Origin of the sequence: Actinokineospora diospyrosa, from assembly GCF_024171925.1 — a bacterium.
GTDB lineage: Bacteria > Actinomycetota > Actinomycetes > Mycobacteriales > Pseudonocardiaceae > Actinokineospora > Actinokineospora diospyrosa.
Genome location: NZ_JAMTCO010000002.1, coordinates 370922 through 385891 on the forward strand (window position 1 = coordinate 370922; position 14970 = coordinate 385891).

Below are 14970 nucleotides of genomic sequence, written 5' to 3' on the forward strand. Positions count from 1 at the left end.
CCCAGAGAACCAGCGCGGGCACCGAACTCCTCCCCGTCGCCAGGCTACCGGAAAACGGCGCCCGGCCTCCTCGGGAATGCGGGCACGGCCCATTTCCGCGCGGCGGCGGAAATGGGGTTCAGCTTCCTGCCAAATCGGCACGACCGGTCGGCGGTTTCCGCGTCGACAGGTCCAGCGCGACGTCCACCAGGTCGGTCCGGTCCACTGTGGGCACCTCGGCGAGGTCGAACCAGGCCGCCATGTCGGTCGACCCGTTCTCCTCGAACCGCAGCTCCCCGCCGGTGATGGTCGCCGCGTACACCACCCGCAGCCCGTGCCAGTCCGTCGCGTTGCCCGCCCCGCTCAGCGCCCGCCGCAGCCCGGTGCGCTCGAACCGGCGGCGCACCGAGTCGATGCCCAGCAGCGCGTCCACCCGCACCGCGTACCCGGTCTCCTCGGCGACCTCGCGCACCACCGCGTCCAGCGGGTCCTCGCCGTGGTCGATGCCGCCCCCGGGCAGTGTCCACTTCTTCTCGGTGCGCCCCACCCACCTGGCGAGCAGGATCTTGTCCGCCTCGACGCACACGGCGTAGGCCGCCACCCGCAGGGACTGCTTCACGGGAGGTCAACCTACCCAAACGGGTGGCCAGCCGGGGTAGCGTGCGGCCATGGCAGCGGACGCGATCGTCATCGGCGCGGGGGTCATCGGGCTCAGCACCGCCATCCGCCTCGCCGAGTCCGGCGCGCGGGTGCGGGTGTGGTCGGCCGAACCGCCCGCCGACACCACCTCGGCCGTCGCGGCCGCCCTGTGGGGACCCGACTTCGCCGACCCGGGGCGCGCCTGGGCCTACGACACCGAACCGGAGCTGACCCGGCTCGCCGCCGACCCCGCGACCGGCGTGCACCTGTGCCGGGGCACCCAGGCTTCCGACATCCAGGACGAGCCGCCGCCGTGGGTGGAACGGCTGACCGACGTGCGGATGCTCGAACCCGACGAGCTGATGCCCGGCATGCGCGTCGGGCTGAAGACCACGGCCCCCGTGGTGGACATGCCCCGCTACCTCGACTACCTGACCGCCCGCTTGGACGTCGAGATCGAGATCCGGCGGATCGCCTCCCTGGCCGAACCGGCCGCCGAGGCGCCGGTGGTGCTCAACTGCACCGGCGTCGGCGCCCGGGAGCTGGCGGGGGACGAGGGGGTGCGGCCGTTCTGGGGTCAGCACGTCGTCGTGGAGAACCCCGGGCTCGACGAGTTCTACATCGAGGCCGTCCTCGGCGCCGAGTGGGCCGGGTTCTTCCCGCACGGCGACCACGTCGTGCTCGGCGGCGTGACCCGCCCGGACGTGTGGGACCGCACCCCGGACGCCCTGGTCGCGGCGGGTATCGTCGCCCGCTGCTCGGCCGTCGACCCCCGGCTGGCCGACGCCCGCGTCGTCGAGCACCGGGTCGGGCTGCGCCCGTGGCGGGCCAAGCCCCGGCTGGCGACCGAGCGGGTCGGCGCGGCGCTGGTCGTGCACAACTACGGGCACGGCGGCATGGGGGTCAGCCACTCGTGGGGGAGCGCGGCGGCGGTGCTCGGCCTGCTCTGACTTAGACTGGGCCCCTGTGTCGACCACGCCGATGATCGCCCCCAGCATCCTGTCCGCAGACTTCTCCCGGCTCGCCGAGGAACTCGCCGCCATCGAGGGGTCCGACTGGGTCCACGTCGACGTGATGGACGCGCACTTCGTGCCGAACCTGACCCTCGGCCTGCCGATCGTCGAATCGCTGCTCAAGGTGACCGACATCCCGATGGACTGCCACCTGATGATCTCCGACCCGGACCGCTGGGCGGTCGGCTACGCGCAGGCGGGCGCGCACAACGTCACCGTGCACGTCGAGGCCGCGACCGACCCGGTCCGCATCGCCCGCGACCTGCGCGCGGCGGGGGCCAAGGCGGGGCTGTCGATCAAGCCGGGCACGCCGCTGGAGCCGTACCTGGACATACTGCCCGAGTACGACACCCTCCTGATCATGTCCGTCGAGCCCGGCTTCGGCGGCCAGAGCTTCATCCCCGAGGTGCTCGACAAGGTCAGGACCCTGCGCGGCCTCATCGACACCGGCCACCTCAACCTCCTGGTCGAGATCGACGGCGGCATCAACGCCGACACGATCGAACAAGCGGCCGAAGCGGGCGTCGACTGCTTCGTCGCAGGCTCCGCCGTCTACGGCGCCGCCGACCCGGCCCGCGCCATCACGGCGCTGCGCGAGCAGGCCCGCTCCGCCAACCACCGCTTCATCCCCGCCTGACCCGCCTGACCCTCCGTGCCGCCGGGGCCCAGCCTCGGCGGCACACCCCCGTTTCGCGCGGCCACCCACTCAAGCCGCGTCTCGCCCGCCGATGGCATCTCCACCCAACGGGCAGTCTGCTTGCGGTGACTGAGCTTCTGCCACCAGCCGGCCCCCACCTGCCAGTCGGTTCCGTTCGCGCCTGACCGCCTCCGCGTCACCCGCACGATCCCACCGCCCGATCGGCGAATCCAAGCCGCGAACCCCTACCGCCCGCTTGGCGAATCCAAGCCGCAAAACCCCCACCGCCCGGATGGCAAATCCCCACCGCCCGGACGGCAGAGCCCCACCCACCCGGGGGCCACCCGCTTCCAGCCTACCGTTTTTCGTGGTCTGTCAAGGGGGTTCCGCGTTTGCTGTGGATGGCGGAGGAGGTTGTGGACAACTCGGGGCGATAACCGGCGCAACAACTCGAAGCAACGACCGCAGCAACACTCGAGGCAACGACTCGAAGCGACGACTCGAAGCGACGACTCGAAGCGACAACCGAACCAACGAACCGGCGCGGGACGAACACCCAGCCAGGAATCGCGTCCAAGCGTCCTCGAATGCCCCCACGAAGACCACCACCGAAGTCCACTATGGACCTATAGGTCCCAGGCCACCCGATGCCAACAGGCACGCCCGAGCTGCGAGACTGTCCGGCGTGGAGGACAGCCTGGCCGCGGCGATGCGGTCCGCGGTGGCGCTTGCCGAGCAGGTGCGCGGGTCGACGAGCCCCAACCCGCCCGTTGGGTGTGTGGTGTTGGACGCCGCAGGGCTACCCGTGGGGGAGGGGGCCACACAGCCGCCGGGCGGGGCGCACGCTGAGGTGGTGGCGCTGCGTGCCGCGGGGGAGCGGGCAAGAGGTGGGACCGCCGTTGTCACGCTCGAGCCCTGTGCGCACCACGGCCGCACCCCACCCTGCACCGACGCTCTTATCGCCGCCGGGGTCTCCAAGGTCGTCTATGCAGTCGCCGACCCAAACCCCGTCGCGGCCGGCGGTGCAAGGACCCTCCAAAGCGGGGGCATCGAGACTCAAGCCGGGCTGCTCGCCGACGAGGTCAGCAAGGGGCCGCTAAGAGCCTGGTTGCACGCGGTGAAGCACGGTAGGCCGCACGTGACCTGGAAGTACGCCGCCTCCCTCGACGGCAGGGTCGCCGCTGCTGATGGCAGCAGCCGGTGGGTCAGTTCGGCGGTCTCACGGGCCGAGGTGCACGAGCTGCGAACCAGGGTCGACGCCATCGTGGTGGGGACCGGCACCGTCCGGGTCGACGATCCCGCGTTGACCGCGCGCGCCGCCGATGGAACACCTGGGGCCCGGCAGCCGTTGCGGGTTGTCGTGGGACGTTCCGATCTGCCCGAGGGCGCCAGGGTGCTCGACGACACCGCCGAGACGCTGCTGGTGCGCACGCGCGAACCGGCCGAGGTGCTGGCCGCGCTGCACGCCCGCGGGGTGGTCGACGTCCTGCTCGAAGGCGGGCCGACGCTGGCTGGCGCGTTCGTGGCGGCGGGGCTGGTGGACCGGGTGCTGGTCTACCTCGCGCCCAGCCTGCTCGGCGGCGGACCTGTGGCGTTGGGCGCATCCGGCGTGTCGACCATCACCGAGGCACACCGGCTGGCCGTCGAAGAGGTCACCATGAGCGGACCGGACGTGCGGATCTCCGCGGTCCCGGTTCGGAACTGAGGAGGAGCTGCCGGTGTTCACCGGGATCGTCGAGGAGCGCGGCGAGGTCGTCGCGGTCGAACAGTTGGCCGACGCCGCGCGGGTCACCATCGCCGGGCCGCTGGTCACCAGCGACGCCAAGCGGGGCGACTCGATCGCCGTCAACGGGGTCTGCCTGACCGTGGTCGAGCACTCCGGCGGTTCGTTCACCGCCGACGTCATGCACGAGACGCTGGTCCGCAGCAGCCTCGACGGCGTCACCGCCGGGCACGCGGTGAACCTGGAGCGCGCCGCCGCGGTGGGGCAGCGCTTCGGCGGGCACATCGTGCAGGGCCACGTCGACGGCACCGGTGAGCTGGTCTCCCGCTCGCCGTCGCCGCACTGGGACCTGGTGCGCTTCAGCCTGCCCGCGCACTTGGCCCGCTACGTGGTGGAGAAGGGCTCGATCACCGTCGACGGCGTCTCGCTGACCGTGGTCGAGGTGGGGCCGGACTGGTTCACCGTGAGCCTGATCCCGGAGACGTTGCGCGCCACCACCCTGGGTCTCCGCGAACCGGGGGACCGGGTGAACCTCGAGGTGGACGTCATCGCGAAGTACGTGGAAAAGCTGGCCGGGCCACACCTGGCCGCCGAGGAGGGGGACCACCGGTGAGCGATTTCGCCGCCATCGAGCGAGCAATCGCCGACATCGCCGACGGCAAGGCCGTCGTGGTGGTCGACGACGAGGACCGGGAGAACGAGGGCGACCTCATCTTCGCGGCCGAGAAGTGCACGCCGGAGCTGCTGGCCTTCATGGTCCGCTACACCTCGGGCTACATCTGCGTCCCGCTGACCGAGGCCGACTGCGCCCGGCTCGACCTGCCGCCGATGTTCCACACCAACCAGGACGTGCGGGGCACCGCCTACACGGTCACCGTCGACGCCGCCGAGGGCGTGTCCACCGGCATCTCCGCCGCCGACCGCGCCTACACGATCCGGCTGCTCGCCGACGAGGCCTCGACCCCCAAGGACTTCAACCGGCCCGGCCACGTGGTGCCGCTGCGCGCCAAGGAGGGCGGCGTGCTGCGCCGCCCCGGCCACACCGAGGCCGCGATCGACCTGGCCAGGATGGCCGGGCTGCGGCCTGCCGGGGTCCTCTGCGAGATCGTGTCGCAGAAGGACGAGGGCGAGATGGCCCGCTACGACGAGCTGCGGGTCTTCGCCGCCGAGCACGACCTGGCGATCATCACCATCGCCGACCTGATCGCCTACCGCCGCCGCACCGAGAAGCAGGTCGACCGGGTCGCCGAGGCCCGCATCCCGACCGCGCACGGCGCCTTCCGCGCGGTCGGCTACGACAGCCGCCTCGACGGCATCGAGCACGTCGCGCTGGTCTACGGCGACATCGGCGACGGCGAGAGCGTGCTGGTCCGGGTGCACTCCGAGTGCCTCACCGGAGACGTGTTCGGCTCGCTGCGCTGCGACTGCGGCCCGCAGCTGGACGCCGCGCTGGAGGCCGTCGCGGCCGAGGGCAGGGGCGTGGTGCTCTACATGCGCGGGCACGAGGGCCGCGGCATCGGCCTCATGCACAAGCTGCAGGCCTACCAGCTGCAGGACGACGGCGCCGACACCGTGGACGCGAACCTCGCGCTCGGCGTGCCCGCCGACGCCCGCGACTACGGCACCGGCGCGCAGATCCTGGTCGACCTCGGGGTGAAGTCGATGCGGCTGCTCACCAACAACCCGGCCAAGCGGGTCGGCCTGGAGGGCTACGGGCTGACCGTGGTCGACCGGGTGCCGCTGTCGGTGTGGCCGAACCCGGAGAACCTGCGGTACCTGCGCACCAAGCGCGACCGGATGGGCCACGAGCTGGGCAACCTGGAGCAGTACGAGATCGGGGCCGTCGGCGCCGCGGGCTCGACCGGGGAGGACGCGTGAGCGGCGAGGGCAGGCCGGAGCAGGCCGTACCCGACGGCACGGGCCTGCGGCTGGGCATCGTGGCGACCCGCTGGCACGCGGGCATCACCGACCAGCTGCTCGCCCGCGCGCTCGCCGCCGCCGAGGAGGCGGGCGTCGAGGAACCGACCGTCGTGCGCGTGCCGGGGGCGGTGGAGCTGCCGGTCGTGTGCCAGGAACTGGCCCGCCACCACGACGCCGTCGTCGCGCTCGGGGTGGTCGTGCGCGGCGGCACCCCGCACTTCGAGTACGTCTGCGACGCGGTGACCGCGGGCCTGACCAGGGTCGCGCTCGACGAGTCGACCCCGGTCGGCAACGGCGTGCTGACGGTCAACACCGAGGACCAGGCCCTGGACCGGGCCGGGCTGCCCGGCTCGGCCGAGGACAAGGGCTACGAGGCGTGCGCGGCGGCCCTGGAGACCGCCCTTGTGCTGCGCGGGCTGCGCCAGCCGTGGACCGAGCGGGGCTTCGAGTGACCGCCCGCCCGCGCAAGGTGTGGTTCGTGACCGTGCCGATCGCGGTCGTGTTCATCGGGGTGTTCGTGGTCGTCGCGGTCCTGCTGCGCGGTAGCGGCACCGGGGTGTACTTCCAGGTGTCCGACCAGGTGGCCATGGTCGGCATCGGGGTGCTGCTCGCCGCGGGCGTGCTGTGGCTGACCTGGCCGAAGGTGACTGCCGACGAGGCCGGGATCACCGTGCGCAACCTGCTCGGCCGCACCAACTACCCGTGGACCGCCGTGGTCGCGATCAGCTTCCCCGACGGCGCGGCGTGGGCCAGGCTGGAACTGCCCGACGACGAGTACGTGCCGGTCATGGCCGTGCAGTCGATCGACGGGGCGCGCGCGGTCGAGGCCATCCGCGAACTGCGCCGACTGCACCGGGTCGCCACCAACGGGTGACAAGTGGCCATCCCGGTGGGAACCGGGGTAGCATTGCCGGTGTGAAACTGAGTGTGAGCCTCCCGGACGTCGACGTGCAGTTCATCGACGAGTACCTGGCCCGCTTCGACGCGACGACCAGGTCCTCGGTGATCCAGCTCGCGATCGGCTTATTGCGCGAGACGGCCATGCGCGACGAGTACGCCGAGGCCTTCGCCGAGTGGGATGCCGGGGACGACGCGGCGCTGTGGGAGGCGACGGTCGCCGATGCGGCGAGGTGACATCCACCTGGTCGACCTGGACCCCAGCCGGGGCTCGGAGGCCAACAAGGTCCGGCCCGCGGTGATCGTCAGCAACGACGCGGCCAACCAGGCCGCCCAGCGCACCGGTCGGGGCGTGGTCACCGTCATCCCGATCACCTCCAACACCGCGCGCGTCTTCCCGTTCCAGGTGCTGCTGCCCGGCACCGACTGCGGGCTGGTCGCCGACTCCAAGGCGCAGGCCGAGCAGGTCCGGTCCATCGCCGTGGGCCGCCTCGGTCGCCGCCTCGGCCGGGTCCCGCCGCGCCTGCTCGGCGCGGTCGACGACGCGCTGCGGGTGCACCTCGGCCTCTGATCGGTTCCTGTGCGCCCACTGTGAATACCCCGCGATGGTGAACCCGTCACCGCGCGCCCGCGTTGCCCTCGGTGTATCCCTGGACTGATTTCCCGAGGAGGCCAGCGTGACCGTTGTCGATCCCACCACCACCGAACCCGCCACCCAGCACGCCGAGAGGAGCGCTACCCAGCCGGAACGCAATCGCAGGCAGGTCCTGTGCGGCCTGATGGTCGCCCTGGTGGCGCCCGGTGTCCTGGCCGCGTGCGGCACCAGCGATACCAGCTCCCCGGCCACCACCACCGCGGGCGGCGGCGCCACGGGAGGCGCCACGGGTGGTGCTACCGGAGGTGCCACCACCGGTGGCGGTTCGACCGGGGCGCTGAGCACCGTGGCGGCGATCCCCGACGGCGGTGGTGTGCTGGTCGCCAACCCGTCCGGCGGCAAGATCCTGCTGGTGCGCTCGGGCAGCACCGTCAAGGGCTTCGACCCGTCCTGCCCGCACCAGGGCGCGACCGTCGACCCGCCCAAGGACGGCGTGATCACCTGCCCCCGGCACTTCAGCACCTTCGACGCGAGCACCGGCGCGCGCACCGCGGGACAGGCGCAGACCGGCCTCAAGACCATCGCCGTCAAGGTCGACGGCGACAACGTCGTCCTGGGCTGACCGGTCTTGGGCTGACCAGTCCTGGCTGATCAGACTTGGGCTGACCTGGCTTGGGCAGGCCAACCCTGGGCTGGTGGTCGTGAGCCAGCAGGTCCTGGGCCAACTGGTCCTGGGTGGGCCGGTCGTGGCTGACTGATCCTTGGCCGGTCGGTCCCGGTCGGTCCCGGTCGGTCCCGGTCGGTCCCGGTCGGTCCCGGTCGGTCCCGGTCGGTCCCGGTCGGCTGGCGGCGGCTTGCGGTGGTCGGCTGGTAGTGGGCAGAGCAGGCCGGAACCCGGGCGGACCCCTACCGGCCACTCGCTCCACAGTGGACGGTAGGGGTAAGCCGGACGGCGTCCGGACCCAGGTCCGTTCGGGTTATGGATTCACCGGATCCGCAGTGGTTGGGTCAAAGGTGACCATCACCTGACCCGGGGGGCCACCCATGCCAGCCATCCGTGTTCTCGGCGTCGTCGCGGGGGTGGTGCTGGCGGCGGGCTTGATCGCCGCGCCGCAGGCCGCCGCCACTGACGAGCGTCCGACCGCCGTCGTGTCCCTCGGGGACAGCGCCATCTCCGGGGAGGGCGCGGGCGACTACGAGCCGGGCACCCGCGGCGAGAACGGCAACTGGTGCCACCGCTCGGCCAACGCGCTGATCCACAAGACCCAGCTCGCCCAGCGCACCATCAACCTCGCCTGCTCCGGTGCCGACGCCGCCAACGTCTCGCTCGCCGACACGACCCACTACACCGAGGGCTCCCAGGCGCGCAGGCTCATCGACGTCGCCAAGGCCAACCGCGTGCTGGCCGTCGTGCTGCAGGTCGGCGCGAACGACGACCCGGCCTTCGCCGACACCCTCGTCGGGTGCATCAAGAAGTGGTTCAACCCGTTCGGTTCCGGGTGCGCCAAGGACCTGCGCACGCAGTGGCCAGCCCGCTTAAGCGCGATGGCGCCGAAGGTCGAGCGCGCCGTCGCCGACGTCAAGTCCGCGATGCGCCAGGCCGGTTACGCCGACGGCAGCTACAAGTTCGTCATCACCTCTTACGCTTCCCCGGTGACCGAGAAGATGGACGCGGTCAATCACGGTCCCCAGGGCTGTCCGCTCCGCCTCGCCGACGCCGCTTACGGTCGGACCGAGGCCGTGCCGCAGTTCGCCGAGACCTACCGCGGCATCGCCGCCCGAACCGGACTGTCCTACTTGGACCTGTCGCGGGCCACCGAGAACCGCGAGGCCTGCAGCGGCGGCGAGAACTCCGCCACCGAGTGGCAGAACCGCGTCCTGGTCGACCCGTACGCCTGGGTCTTCGGCGGCCTCGACTCGGTCGGGATCCACATGGCGCAGCAATCCTTCCACCCCAACGCCCGCGGCCACGCCCAACTCGGCCGCTGCGTCACCGAGTTCGTCAACGCCGGTACCAGCAGCGCGCGCTGCCTCGCGGGGTCCGACGGCAACCTGCACGCCGTGGCCTGAACCACCGGCCTGCGGTCGGCTCACCCGTCGGGCGGGTGAGCCGACTGTCGGTGGGCAGCCGTAGGGTTGTCCCGTGCCTGACCCGACCACCTACCGACCGTCGCCCGGGACGATCCCGGACGCGCCCGGGGTCTACAAGTTCCGCGATCCCGGCGGCCGGGTCATCTACGTCGGCAAGGCGAAGAGCCTGCGCAGCAGGCTGAACTCCTACTTCGCCGACATCGCCTCGCTGCACCCGCGCACCAGGCAGATGGTGACCACCGCGGGCGGCGTCGAGTGGACCGTGGTGTCCACCGAGGTCGAGGCGCTGCAGCTCGAGTACAACTGGATCAAGGAGTTCGACCCGCGGTTCAACGTCCGCTACCGCGACGACAAGTCCTACCCCGTGCTGGCGGTCACCCTCAACGAGGAGTACCCCCGGCTGCACGTCTACCGCGGCCCCCGGCGCAAGGGCGTGCGCTACTTCGGCCCGTACGCGCACGCCTGGGCGATCCGCGAGACCCTGGACCTGCTGCTGCGCGTGTTCCCCGCGCGCACCTGCTCCAAGGGCGTGTTCAAGCGGCACGGCCAGATCGGGCGCCCCTGCCTGCTCGGCTACATCGACAAGTGCTCGGCCCCCTGCGTCGGCAAGGTCGACGAGGCCGAGCACCGGGTGATCGTCGGCGACTTCTGCGACTTCCTCTCCGGCAAGACCGACGCCATGGTCAAGCGGCTGGAGAAGGACATGGCCGCCGCCTCCCAGGAGCTGGAGTTCGAGCGGGCCGCCCGGTTGCGCGACGACATCGGGGCGCTGCGGCGGGCGCTGGAGAAGCAGGCCGTGGTCCTCGGCGACGGCACCGACGCCGACGTGGTCGCCTTCGCCTTCGACGAGCTCGAGGCCGCCGTCCAGGTCTTCCACGTGCGCGGCGGCCGGGTCCGCGGCCAGCGCGGCTGGGTGATCGACCGGCTCGACGACGGCGACCAGCAGTCCCCGGTGGCGAACCTGGTCGACCGGTTCCTGTCCCAGTTCTACGGCGACCAGGCCGAGCTGGCCGACGAGAGCAACCCCGTCCCGCGCGAGATCCTGGTCCCCGAGCTGCCCGAGGACGCCGAGGCGATCACCGACTGGCTCAGCGGCACCCGCGGGTCCAAGGTGGCGCTGCGGGTGCCGCAGCGCGGCGACAAGCGGGCGCTGATGGAGACCGTCGAGCGCAACGCCAAGGAGGCGTTCACCCAGCACAAGCTGCGCCGCGCCGGTGACCTGACCGCCCGCTCGGCCGCGCTGCAGGAGCTGCAGGACGCGCTGGGCCTGGACACCGCGCCGCTGCGCATCGAGTGCGTCGACATCTCCCACATCCAGGGCAGCGACGTGGTCGCCTCGCTGGTCGTCTTCGAGGACGGGCTGGCCCGCAAGTCCGAGTACCGCCGGTTCGCCATCCGCGAGGCGGCCACCGAGGGCGACGTCGCCTCGATCGCCGAGGTCGTCCGCCGCCGGTTCGCCAAGCACCGCGCCGACCGCCCCGACGACGACCCCGGCCCGCTCGACCCGACCCCGGACGCCCTGCTCCCGGACACCCCGATCTCGGATCACACGACCTCGGACGACACGGCCCAGGACAGCCCGGCACCGGACGGTGTTGCCGTGGACGGCACGGTTGAGCCCGCCGCCGAGGACGGGGTCCCGCGGGTCGAGGTCCCCAACCCCCGGCCCGGGATCGACCCGGAGACCGGCAGGCCCAAGCGGTTCGCCTACCCGCCCAACCTGCTGGTCGTCGACGGCGCGGGCCCGCAGGCCAACGCCGCCGCCGACGTGCTCGCCGACCTGGGCGTCACCGACGTCGCGGTGATCGGCCTGGCCAAGCGGCTGGAGGAGGTCTGGCTGCCCGCCGACCCCGAGCCCGCCATCCTGCCGCGCACCAGCGAGGCGCTGTACCTGCTGCAGCGGGTGCGCGACGAGGCGCACCGGTTCGCCATCGGCTACCACCGGCAGAAGCGGTCCAAGAAGCTCAGCGCCTCCGCGCTCGACGACATCCCCGGCCTCGGTCAGGGCCGCAAGGCGGTGCTGATCAAGCACTTCGGCTCGCTGAAGCGGCTGCGGGCGGCCAGCATCGACGAGATCAGCGGGGTGCCCGGTATCGGGGTGGCCACCGCCAAGGCAGTGCACAGCGCGCTGGCGGGCGAGACCGCCGCGCCCACGAAGGCAGAGGACCAACAGCAGTGAGCACCGAAACCCCCGGCCCCGGCATCGAGGTCGCCGTCGTCACCGGCCTGTCCGGGGCGGGCCGCAGCACCGCGGCCAAGTGCCTCGAGGACCTCGGCTGGTTCGTCGTGGACAACCTGCCGCCGGAACTGATCTCCACCATGGTCGAGCTCGGCGCCCAGGCCCGCGGCGTGATCACCAAGGTCGCGGTGGTGATGGACGTGCGCAGCCGCGCCTTCACCGAGGACCTCTCGGCGATCATCAAGGACCTCGACGCGAAGGGCTACCGACCCCGGGTGCTGTTCCTGGAGGCCACCACCGACGTGCTGGTCCGCCGGTTCGAGCACGTCCGCCGCGGCCACCCGATGCAGGGCGAGGGCAGGCTCATCGACGGCATCGGCGCCGAGCGCGAGCTGCTGCGCCCGCTGCGCGAGGAGGCCGACCTGGTCCTGGACACCTCCACCCTGTCGGTGCACCAGCTGCGGGCCAAGATCGAGGACGCGTTCGGCTCCGACGCCGCGGCGACCACCCGGGTCACCGTGCTGTCCTTCGGCTACAAGTACGGCCTGCCGATGGACGCCGACCTGGTGATGGACGTGCGGTTCCTGCCCAACCCGTTCTGGATCCCGGAGCTCAAGGACCAGACCGGCCGCGACTCCGACGTGCGCAACTACGTGCTCAGCCAGGAGGGCGCCGACGAGTTCCTCGACCGCTACCACGAGCTGCTGCGGCTCATCGGCGCGGGCTACCGGCGCGAGGGCAAGCGGTACCTGACGCTGGCCATCGGCTGCACCGGCGGCAAGCACCGCAGCGTGGCGATCTCCGAGGAGCTGGCCAGGCGGCTGGCCGACGAGGACGGCATGGCGGTCAAGGTCGTGCACCGCGATCTGGGGCGCGAGTGACGGCGGCGCCCCACAGCGAGGTCACCGGGGCAGCGGGCAGGCCGCTGCGCGTGGTCGCCCTCGGCGGCGGCCGCGGCCTGCACGTCACGCTCAGCGCGCTGCGGCTGATCACCGACGACGTCACCGCCGTGGTCACCGTCGCCGACGACGGCGGGTCCTCCGGTCGGCTGCGCCGCGAGCTCGGCCTGCTCCCGCCCGGCGACCTGCGCAAGGCCCTGACCGCGCTCGCCGGGGACGACGGCCCGTGGCCACGGGTGTTCGAGCACCGCTTCGGCGGCACCGGCGCCCTGGCCGGGCACGCGATCGGCAACCTGGTGCTCGCCGGGCTGCTGGAGGTCATCGGCGACCCGGTCGAGGTGCTCGCCCAGGCCGCCAAGCTGATGGGCGTCACCGGTCGGGTGCTGCCCATGTCGACCGACCCGCTCGACATCGAGGCCGAGGTCACCGGCCTGGAGGAGGACCCGGACACGGTCCGGCGCATCCGCGGCCAGGTCGCCGTGGCCACCACGCCGGGGCGGGTCCGCCGGATCCGGCTGCACAACACCAACCGCAAGACCGAGCCGCCCGCCGCCTGCCCGCAGGCCGTCGCCGCCGTGCGCGGCGCCGACGTGGTGCTGCTCGGCCCGGGGTCCTGGTTCACCAGCGTGCTGCCGCACCTGCTGGTGCCCGAACTGCACGAGGCGCTGGTCGACACGGCCGCCGCCAGGGTCGTTGTGCTGAACCTGGTCCCCCAACCGGGGGAAACCGCGGGGTTCTCCCCGGAGCGCCACCTCGACGTACTCTGCGAGCACGCGCCCCGGCTGCGGGTCGACGCGGTCATCGCCGACGCCGACTCCGTGCCCACCCCGGACCGGCTCCGACGTGCGGCCTCGGTGCTCGGCGCGGACATGTGGCTGGACTCGGTCGCCGCCCCGGCCCGCCCCGACCGGCACGACCCGGTGGCCCTGGCCGCCAGCCTGCGCCGGGCGATCACCTCGGTGAGGGCGCGCTGAACCCGCCCGGCGCTCGTGGTGGGATGTACCGGCGCCCGAACCGGGGCCGGGAGAGGAGGACCCCGTGGCGATGACCGCCGCTGTCAAGGACGAGCTCAGCAGGCTGGCCGTGGCCAAGACCTGTTGCCGCCGCGCCGAGGTCTCCTCGCTGCTGCGCTTCGCCGGGGGCCTGCACATCGTGGCGGGCCGGGTCGTGGTGGAGGCCGAACTGGACACCGGCTCCGCCGCGCGGCGCCTGCGCAAGGAGATCCACGAGCTCTACGGCCACCACGCCGACATCCACGTGATCACCTCCGGCGGCCTGCGCAAGGGCACCAGGTACGTGGTCCGGGTGGTCAAGGACGGCGACGGCCTGGCCCGCCAGACCGGCCTGCTCGACCCCCGCGGCCGCCCGGTCCGCGGCCTGCCCGCCCCCGTCGTCTCCGGCGGCGTGTGCGACGCCGAGGCCGCCTGGCGCGGCGCGTTCCTGGCGCACGGCTCGCTCACCGAGCCCGGCCGCTCCTCGGCGCTGGAGATCACCTGCCCCGGCCCCGAGGCCGCCCTCGCCATCGTCGGCGCCGCCCGCCGGATGGGCATCGCCGCGAAGTCCCGCGAGGTCCGCGGCGCCGACCGCGTGGTCGTGCGCGACGGCGACGCCATCGGCGCCCTGCTGACCCGCCTCGGCGCGCACTCCAGCGTGCTCGCCTGGGAAGAGCGCCGCATGCGCCGCGAGGTCCGCGCCACTGCCAACCGCCTGGCCAACTTCGACGACGCCAACCTCCGCCGCTCCGCCCGCGCCGCGGTCGCCGCCGCCGCCCGCGTCCAACGAGCCATGGAGATCCTCGGCCCGGACGCCCCCGAACACCTCACCGCCGCGGGTGAACTCCGCCTCCAGAACAAGCAGGCGTCCCTCGAGGAACTCGGCCAACTCTCCGACCCCCCCATGACCAAGGACGCCGTCGCGGGCCGCATCCGCCGCCTCCTGGCCATGGCCGACAAACGCGCCAAGGACCTCGGCCTGCCCGACACCGAATCGGCCGTCACCCCCGACATGCTCGAAGCCGACGCCTGACCGGCCTGTGGACAACCCACCAACAACCGTTGTGATCTGGGTCTCGCCCCGTATCTGAACCGCTTCCCCCCGCCTCCTGACTCCCGGGAGCGCGGGTGCCGCTTGGGGGAGGGGCACCCGTGGGGGGAAGTGGCGTGGAGTCCGCCCGGCGTGGGGGCTGGCGGACTCCACGCCACTGCTTTACCCACCAGCCCCGGACATCCGGAAGCCGCTCGCTTGAGCACCCCGCGCTCCTCGGAGTCGCCGGTGCCAGCCAGCCTTCCGTCAGGTCCCGCCCCAACCCCACCTGATCAGCACCTGGACACTCGGACCCAGCGATGCCAGGCCGCCCTCCGTCAGGCCCGCTCTGCCCCACAGTGCCAGCCCGTGGACA

General features: G+C 72.5%; 16 protein-coding genes. 15 read left to right on the forward strand and 1 reads right to left on the reverse strand.

Features of this window, described 5'->3' with window-relative positions:
- Positions 1-118: 118 nt before the first annotated feature.
- Positions 119-598 (reverse strand): NUDIX hydrolase, encoded by a 480-nt coding sequence (locus LV75_RS04185; RefSeq protein ID WP_253885275.1) that lies wholly within the window; start codon positions 596-598, stop codon positions 119-121.
- Between the two features lie 49 nt (positions 599-647).
- Between LV75_RS04185 and LV75_RS04190 the strand changes: the two genes are divergently transcribed.
- The 15 genes from LV75_RS04190 (at position 648) to whiA (ending at position 14597) form a co-directional block, all read left to right on the forward strand.
- Complete coding sequence (locus LV75_RS04190) at positions 648-1568, forward strand: FAD-dependent oxidoreductase (RefSeq protein ID WP_253885276.1); 921 nt, start codon at positions 648-650, stop codon at positions 1566-1568.
- Between the two features lie 31 nt (positions 1569-1599).
- Positions 1600-2268 (forward strand): ribulose-phosphate 3-epimerase, encoded by a 669-nt coding sequence (rpe, locus tag LV75_RS04195; RefSeq protein WP_253885472.1) that lies wholly within the window; start codon positions 1600-1602, stop codon positions 2266-2268.
- 709 nt (positions 2269-2977) lie between these two features.
- Positions 2978-3973: a bifunctional diaminohydroxyphosphoribosylaminopyrimidine deaminase/5-amino-6-(5-phosphoribosylamino)uracil reductase RibD gene (ribD, locus tag LV75_RS04200; protein ID WP_253885473.1), complete on the forward strand. Its 996-nt coding sequence runs from the start codon at positions 2978-2980 to the stop codon at positions 3971-3973.
- Positions 3974-3986: 13 nt separating this feature from the next.
- Positions 3987-4604 (forward strand): riboflavin synthase, encoded by a 618-nt coding sequence (locus LV75_RS04205; RefSeq protein WP_253885277.1) that lies wholly within the window; start codon positions 3987-3989, stop codon positions 4602-4604.
- Positions 4601-5869 carry a bifunctional 3,4-dihydroxy-2-butanone-4-phosphate synthase/GTP cyclohydrolase II gene (locus LV75_RS04210; protein WP_253885278.1) on the forward strand — a complete coding sequence of 423 codons (1269 nt, stop codon included), beginning with the start codon at positions 4601-4603 and terminating at the stop codon, positions 5867-5869. Before LV75_RS04205 ends, LV75_RS04210 begins: the two co-directional genes overlap by 4 nt.
- Positions 5866-6363: a 6,7-dimethyl-8-ribityllumazine synthase gene (gene ribH / locus LV75_RS04215; protein WP_253885279.1), complete on the forward strand. Its 498-nt coding sequence runs from the start codon at positions 5866-5868 to the stop codon at positions 6361-6363. Before LV75_RS04210 ends, ribH begins: the two co-directional genes overlap by 4 nt.
- A 26-nt stretch (positions 6364-6389) precedes the next feature.
- Entirely contained in the window at positions 6390-6785 is a 396-nt protein-coding gene (locus tag LV75_RS04220; RefSeq protein ID WP_253885280.1) for a PH domain-containing protein, read from the forward strand.
- Positions 6786-6826: 41 nt separating this feature from the next.
- Positions 6827-7045, forward strand: coding sequence for an antitoxin (locus LV75_RS04225; protein ID WP_253885281.1), 219 nt, complete (start codon positions 6827-6829; stop codon positions 7043-7045).
- The gene (locus tag LV75_RS04230; RefSeq protein WP_253885282.1) at positions 7032-7379 is read left to right on the forward strand and encodes a type II toxin-antitoxin system PemK/MazF family toxin; all 348 of its coding nucleotides are present in this window, start codon (positions 7032-7034) and stop codon (positions 7377-7379) included. Before LV75_RS04225 ends, LV75_RS04230 begins: the two co-directional genes overlap by 14 nt.
- A 106-nt stretch (positions 7380-7485) precedes the next feature.
- Positions 7486-8025, forward strand: a complete 540-nt coding sequence (locus LV75_RS04235; RefSeq protein WP_253885283.1) for a Rieske (2Fe-2S) protein — start codon at positions 7486-7488, stop codon at positions 8023-8025.
- A 422-nt stretch (positions 8026-8447) separates the two neighbouring features.
- Complete coding sequence (locus LV75_RS04240; protein WP_253885284.1) at positions 8448-9473, forward strand: GDSL-type esterase/lipase family protein; 1026 nt, start codon at positions 8448-8450, stop codon at positions 9471-9473.
- 73 nt (positions 9474-9546) lie between these two features.
- Positions 9547-11673 carry an excinuclease ABC subunit UvrC gene (gene uvrC / locus LV75_RS04245; protein WP_253885285.1) on the forward strand — a complete coding sequence of 709 codons (2127 nt, stop codon included), beginning with the start codon at positions 9547-9549 and terminating at the stop codon, positions 11671-11673.
- Entirely contained in the window at positions 11670-12554 is an 885-nt protein-coding gene (gene rapZ, locus LV75_RS04250) for an RNase adapter RapZ (protein ID WP_253885286.1), read from the forward strand. Before uvrC ends, rapZ begins: the two co-directional genes overlap by 4 nt.
- Before the next feature lie 44 nt (positions 12555-12598).
- The gene (locus tag LV75_RS04255) at positions 12599-13546 is read left to right on the forward strand and encodes a gluconeogenesis factor YvcK family protein (protein WP_253885474.1); all 948 of its coding nucleotides are present in this window, start codon (positions 12599-12601) and stop codon (positions 13544-13546) included.
- A gap of 64 nt (positions 13547-13610) precedes the next feature.
- On the forward strand, positions 13611-14597 hold the full coding sequence (gene whiA / locus LV75_RS04260) for a DNA-binding protein WhiA (RefSeq protein ID WP_253885287.1): 987 nt from the start codon (positions 13611-13613) through the stop codon (positions 14595-14597).
- Positions 14598-14970: the final 373 nt, after the last annotated feature.

What these genes read in the sequence shown, in the direction of transcription:
- LV75_RS04240 (WP_253885284.1), top strand. Translation starts at nt 8,448, where the DNA reads ATGCCAGCCATCCGTGTTCTCGGCGTCGTCGCGGGGGTGGTGCTGGCG.
- LV75_RS04190 (WP_253885276.1), top strand. Translation starts at nt 648, where the DNA reads ATGGCAGCGGACGCGATCGTCATCGGCGCGGGGGTCATCGGGCTCAGC.
- ribD (WP_253885473.1), top strand. Translation starts at nt 2,978, where the DNA reads ATGCGGTCCGCGGTGGCGCTTGCCGAGCAGGTGCGCGGGTCGACGAGC.
- rpe (WP_253885472.1), top strand. Translation starts at nt 1,600, where the DNA reads ATGATCGCCCCCAGCATCCTGTCCGCAGACTTCTCCCGGCTCGCCGAG.
- LV75_RS04230 (WP_253885282.1), top strand. Translation starts at nt 7,032, where the DNA reads ATGCGGCGAGGTGACATCCACCTGGTCGACCTGGACCCCAGCCGGGGC.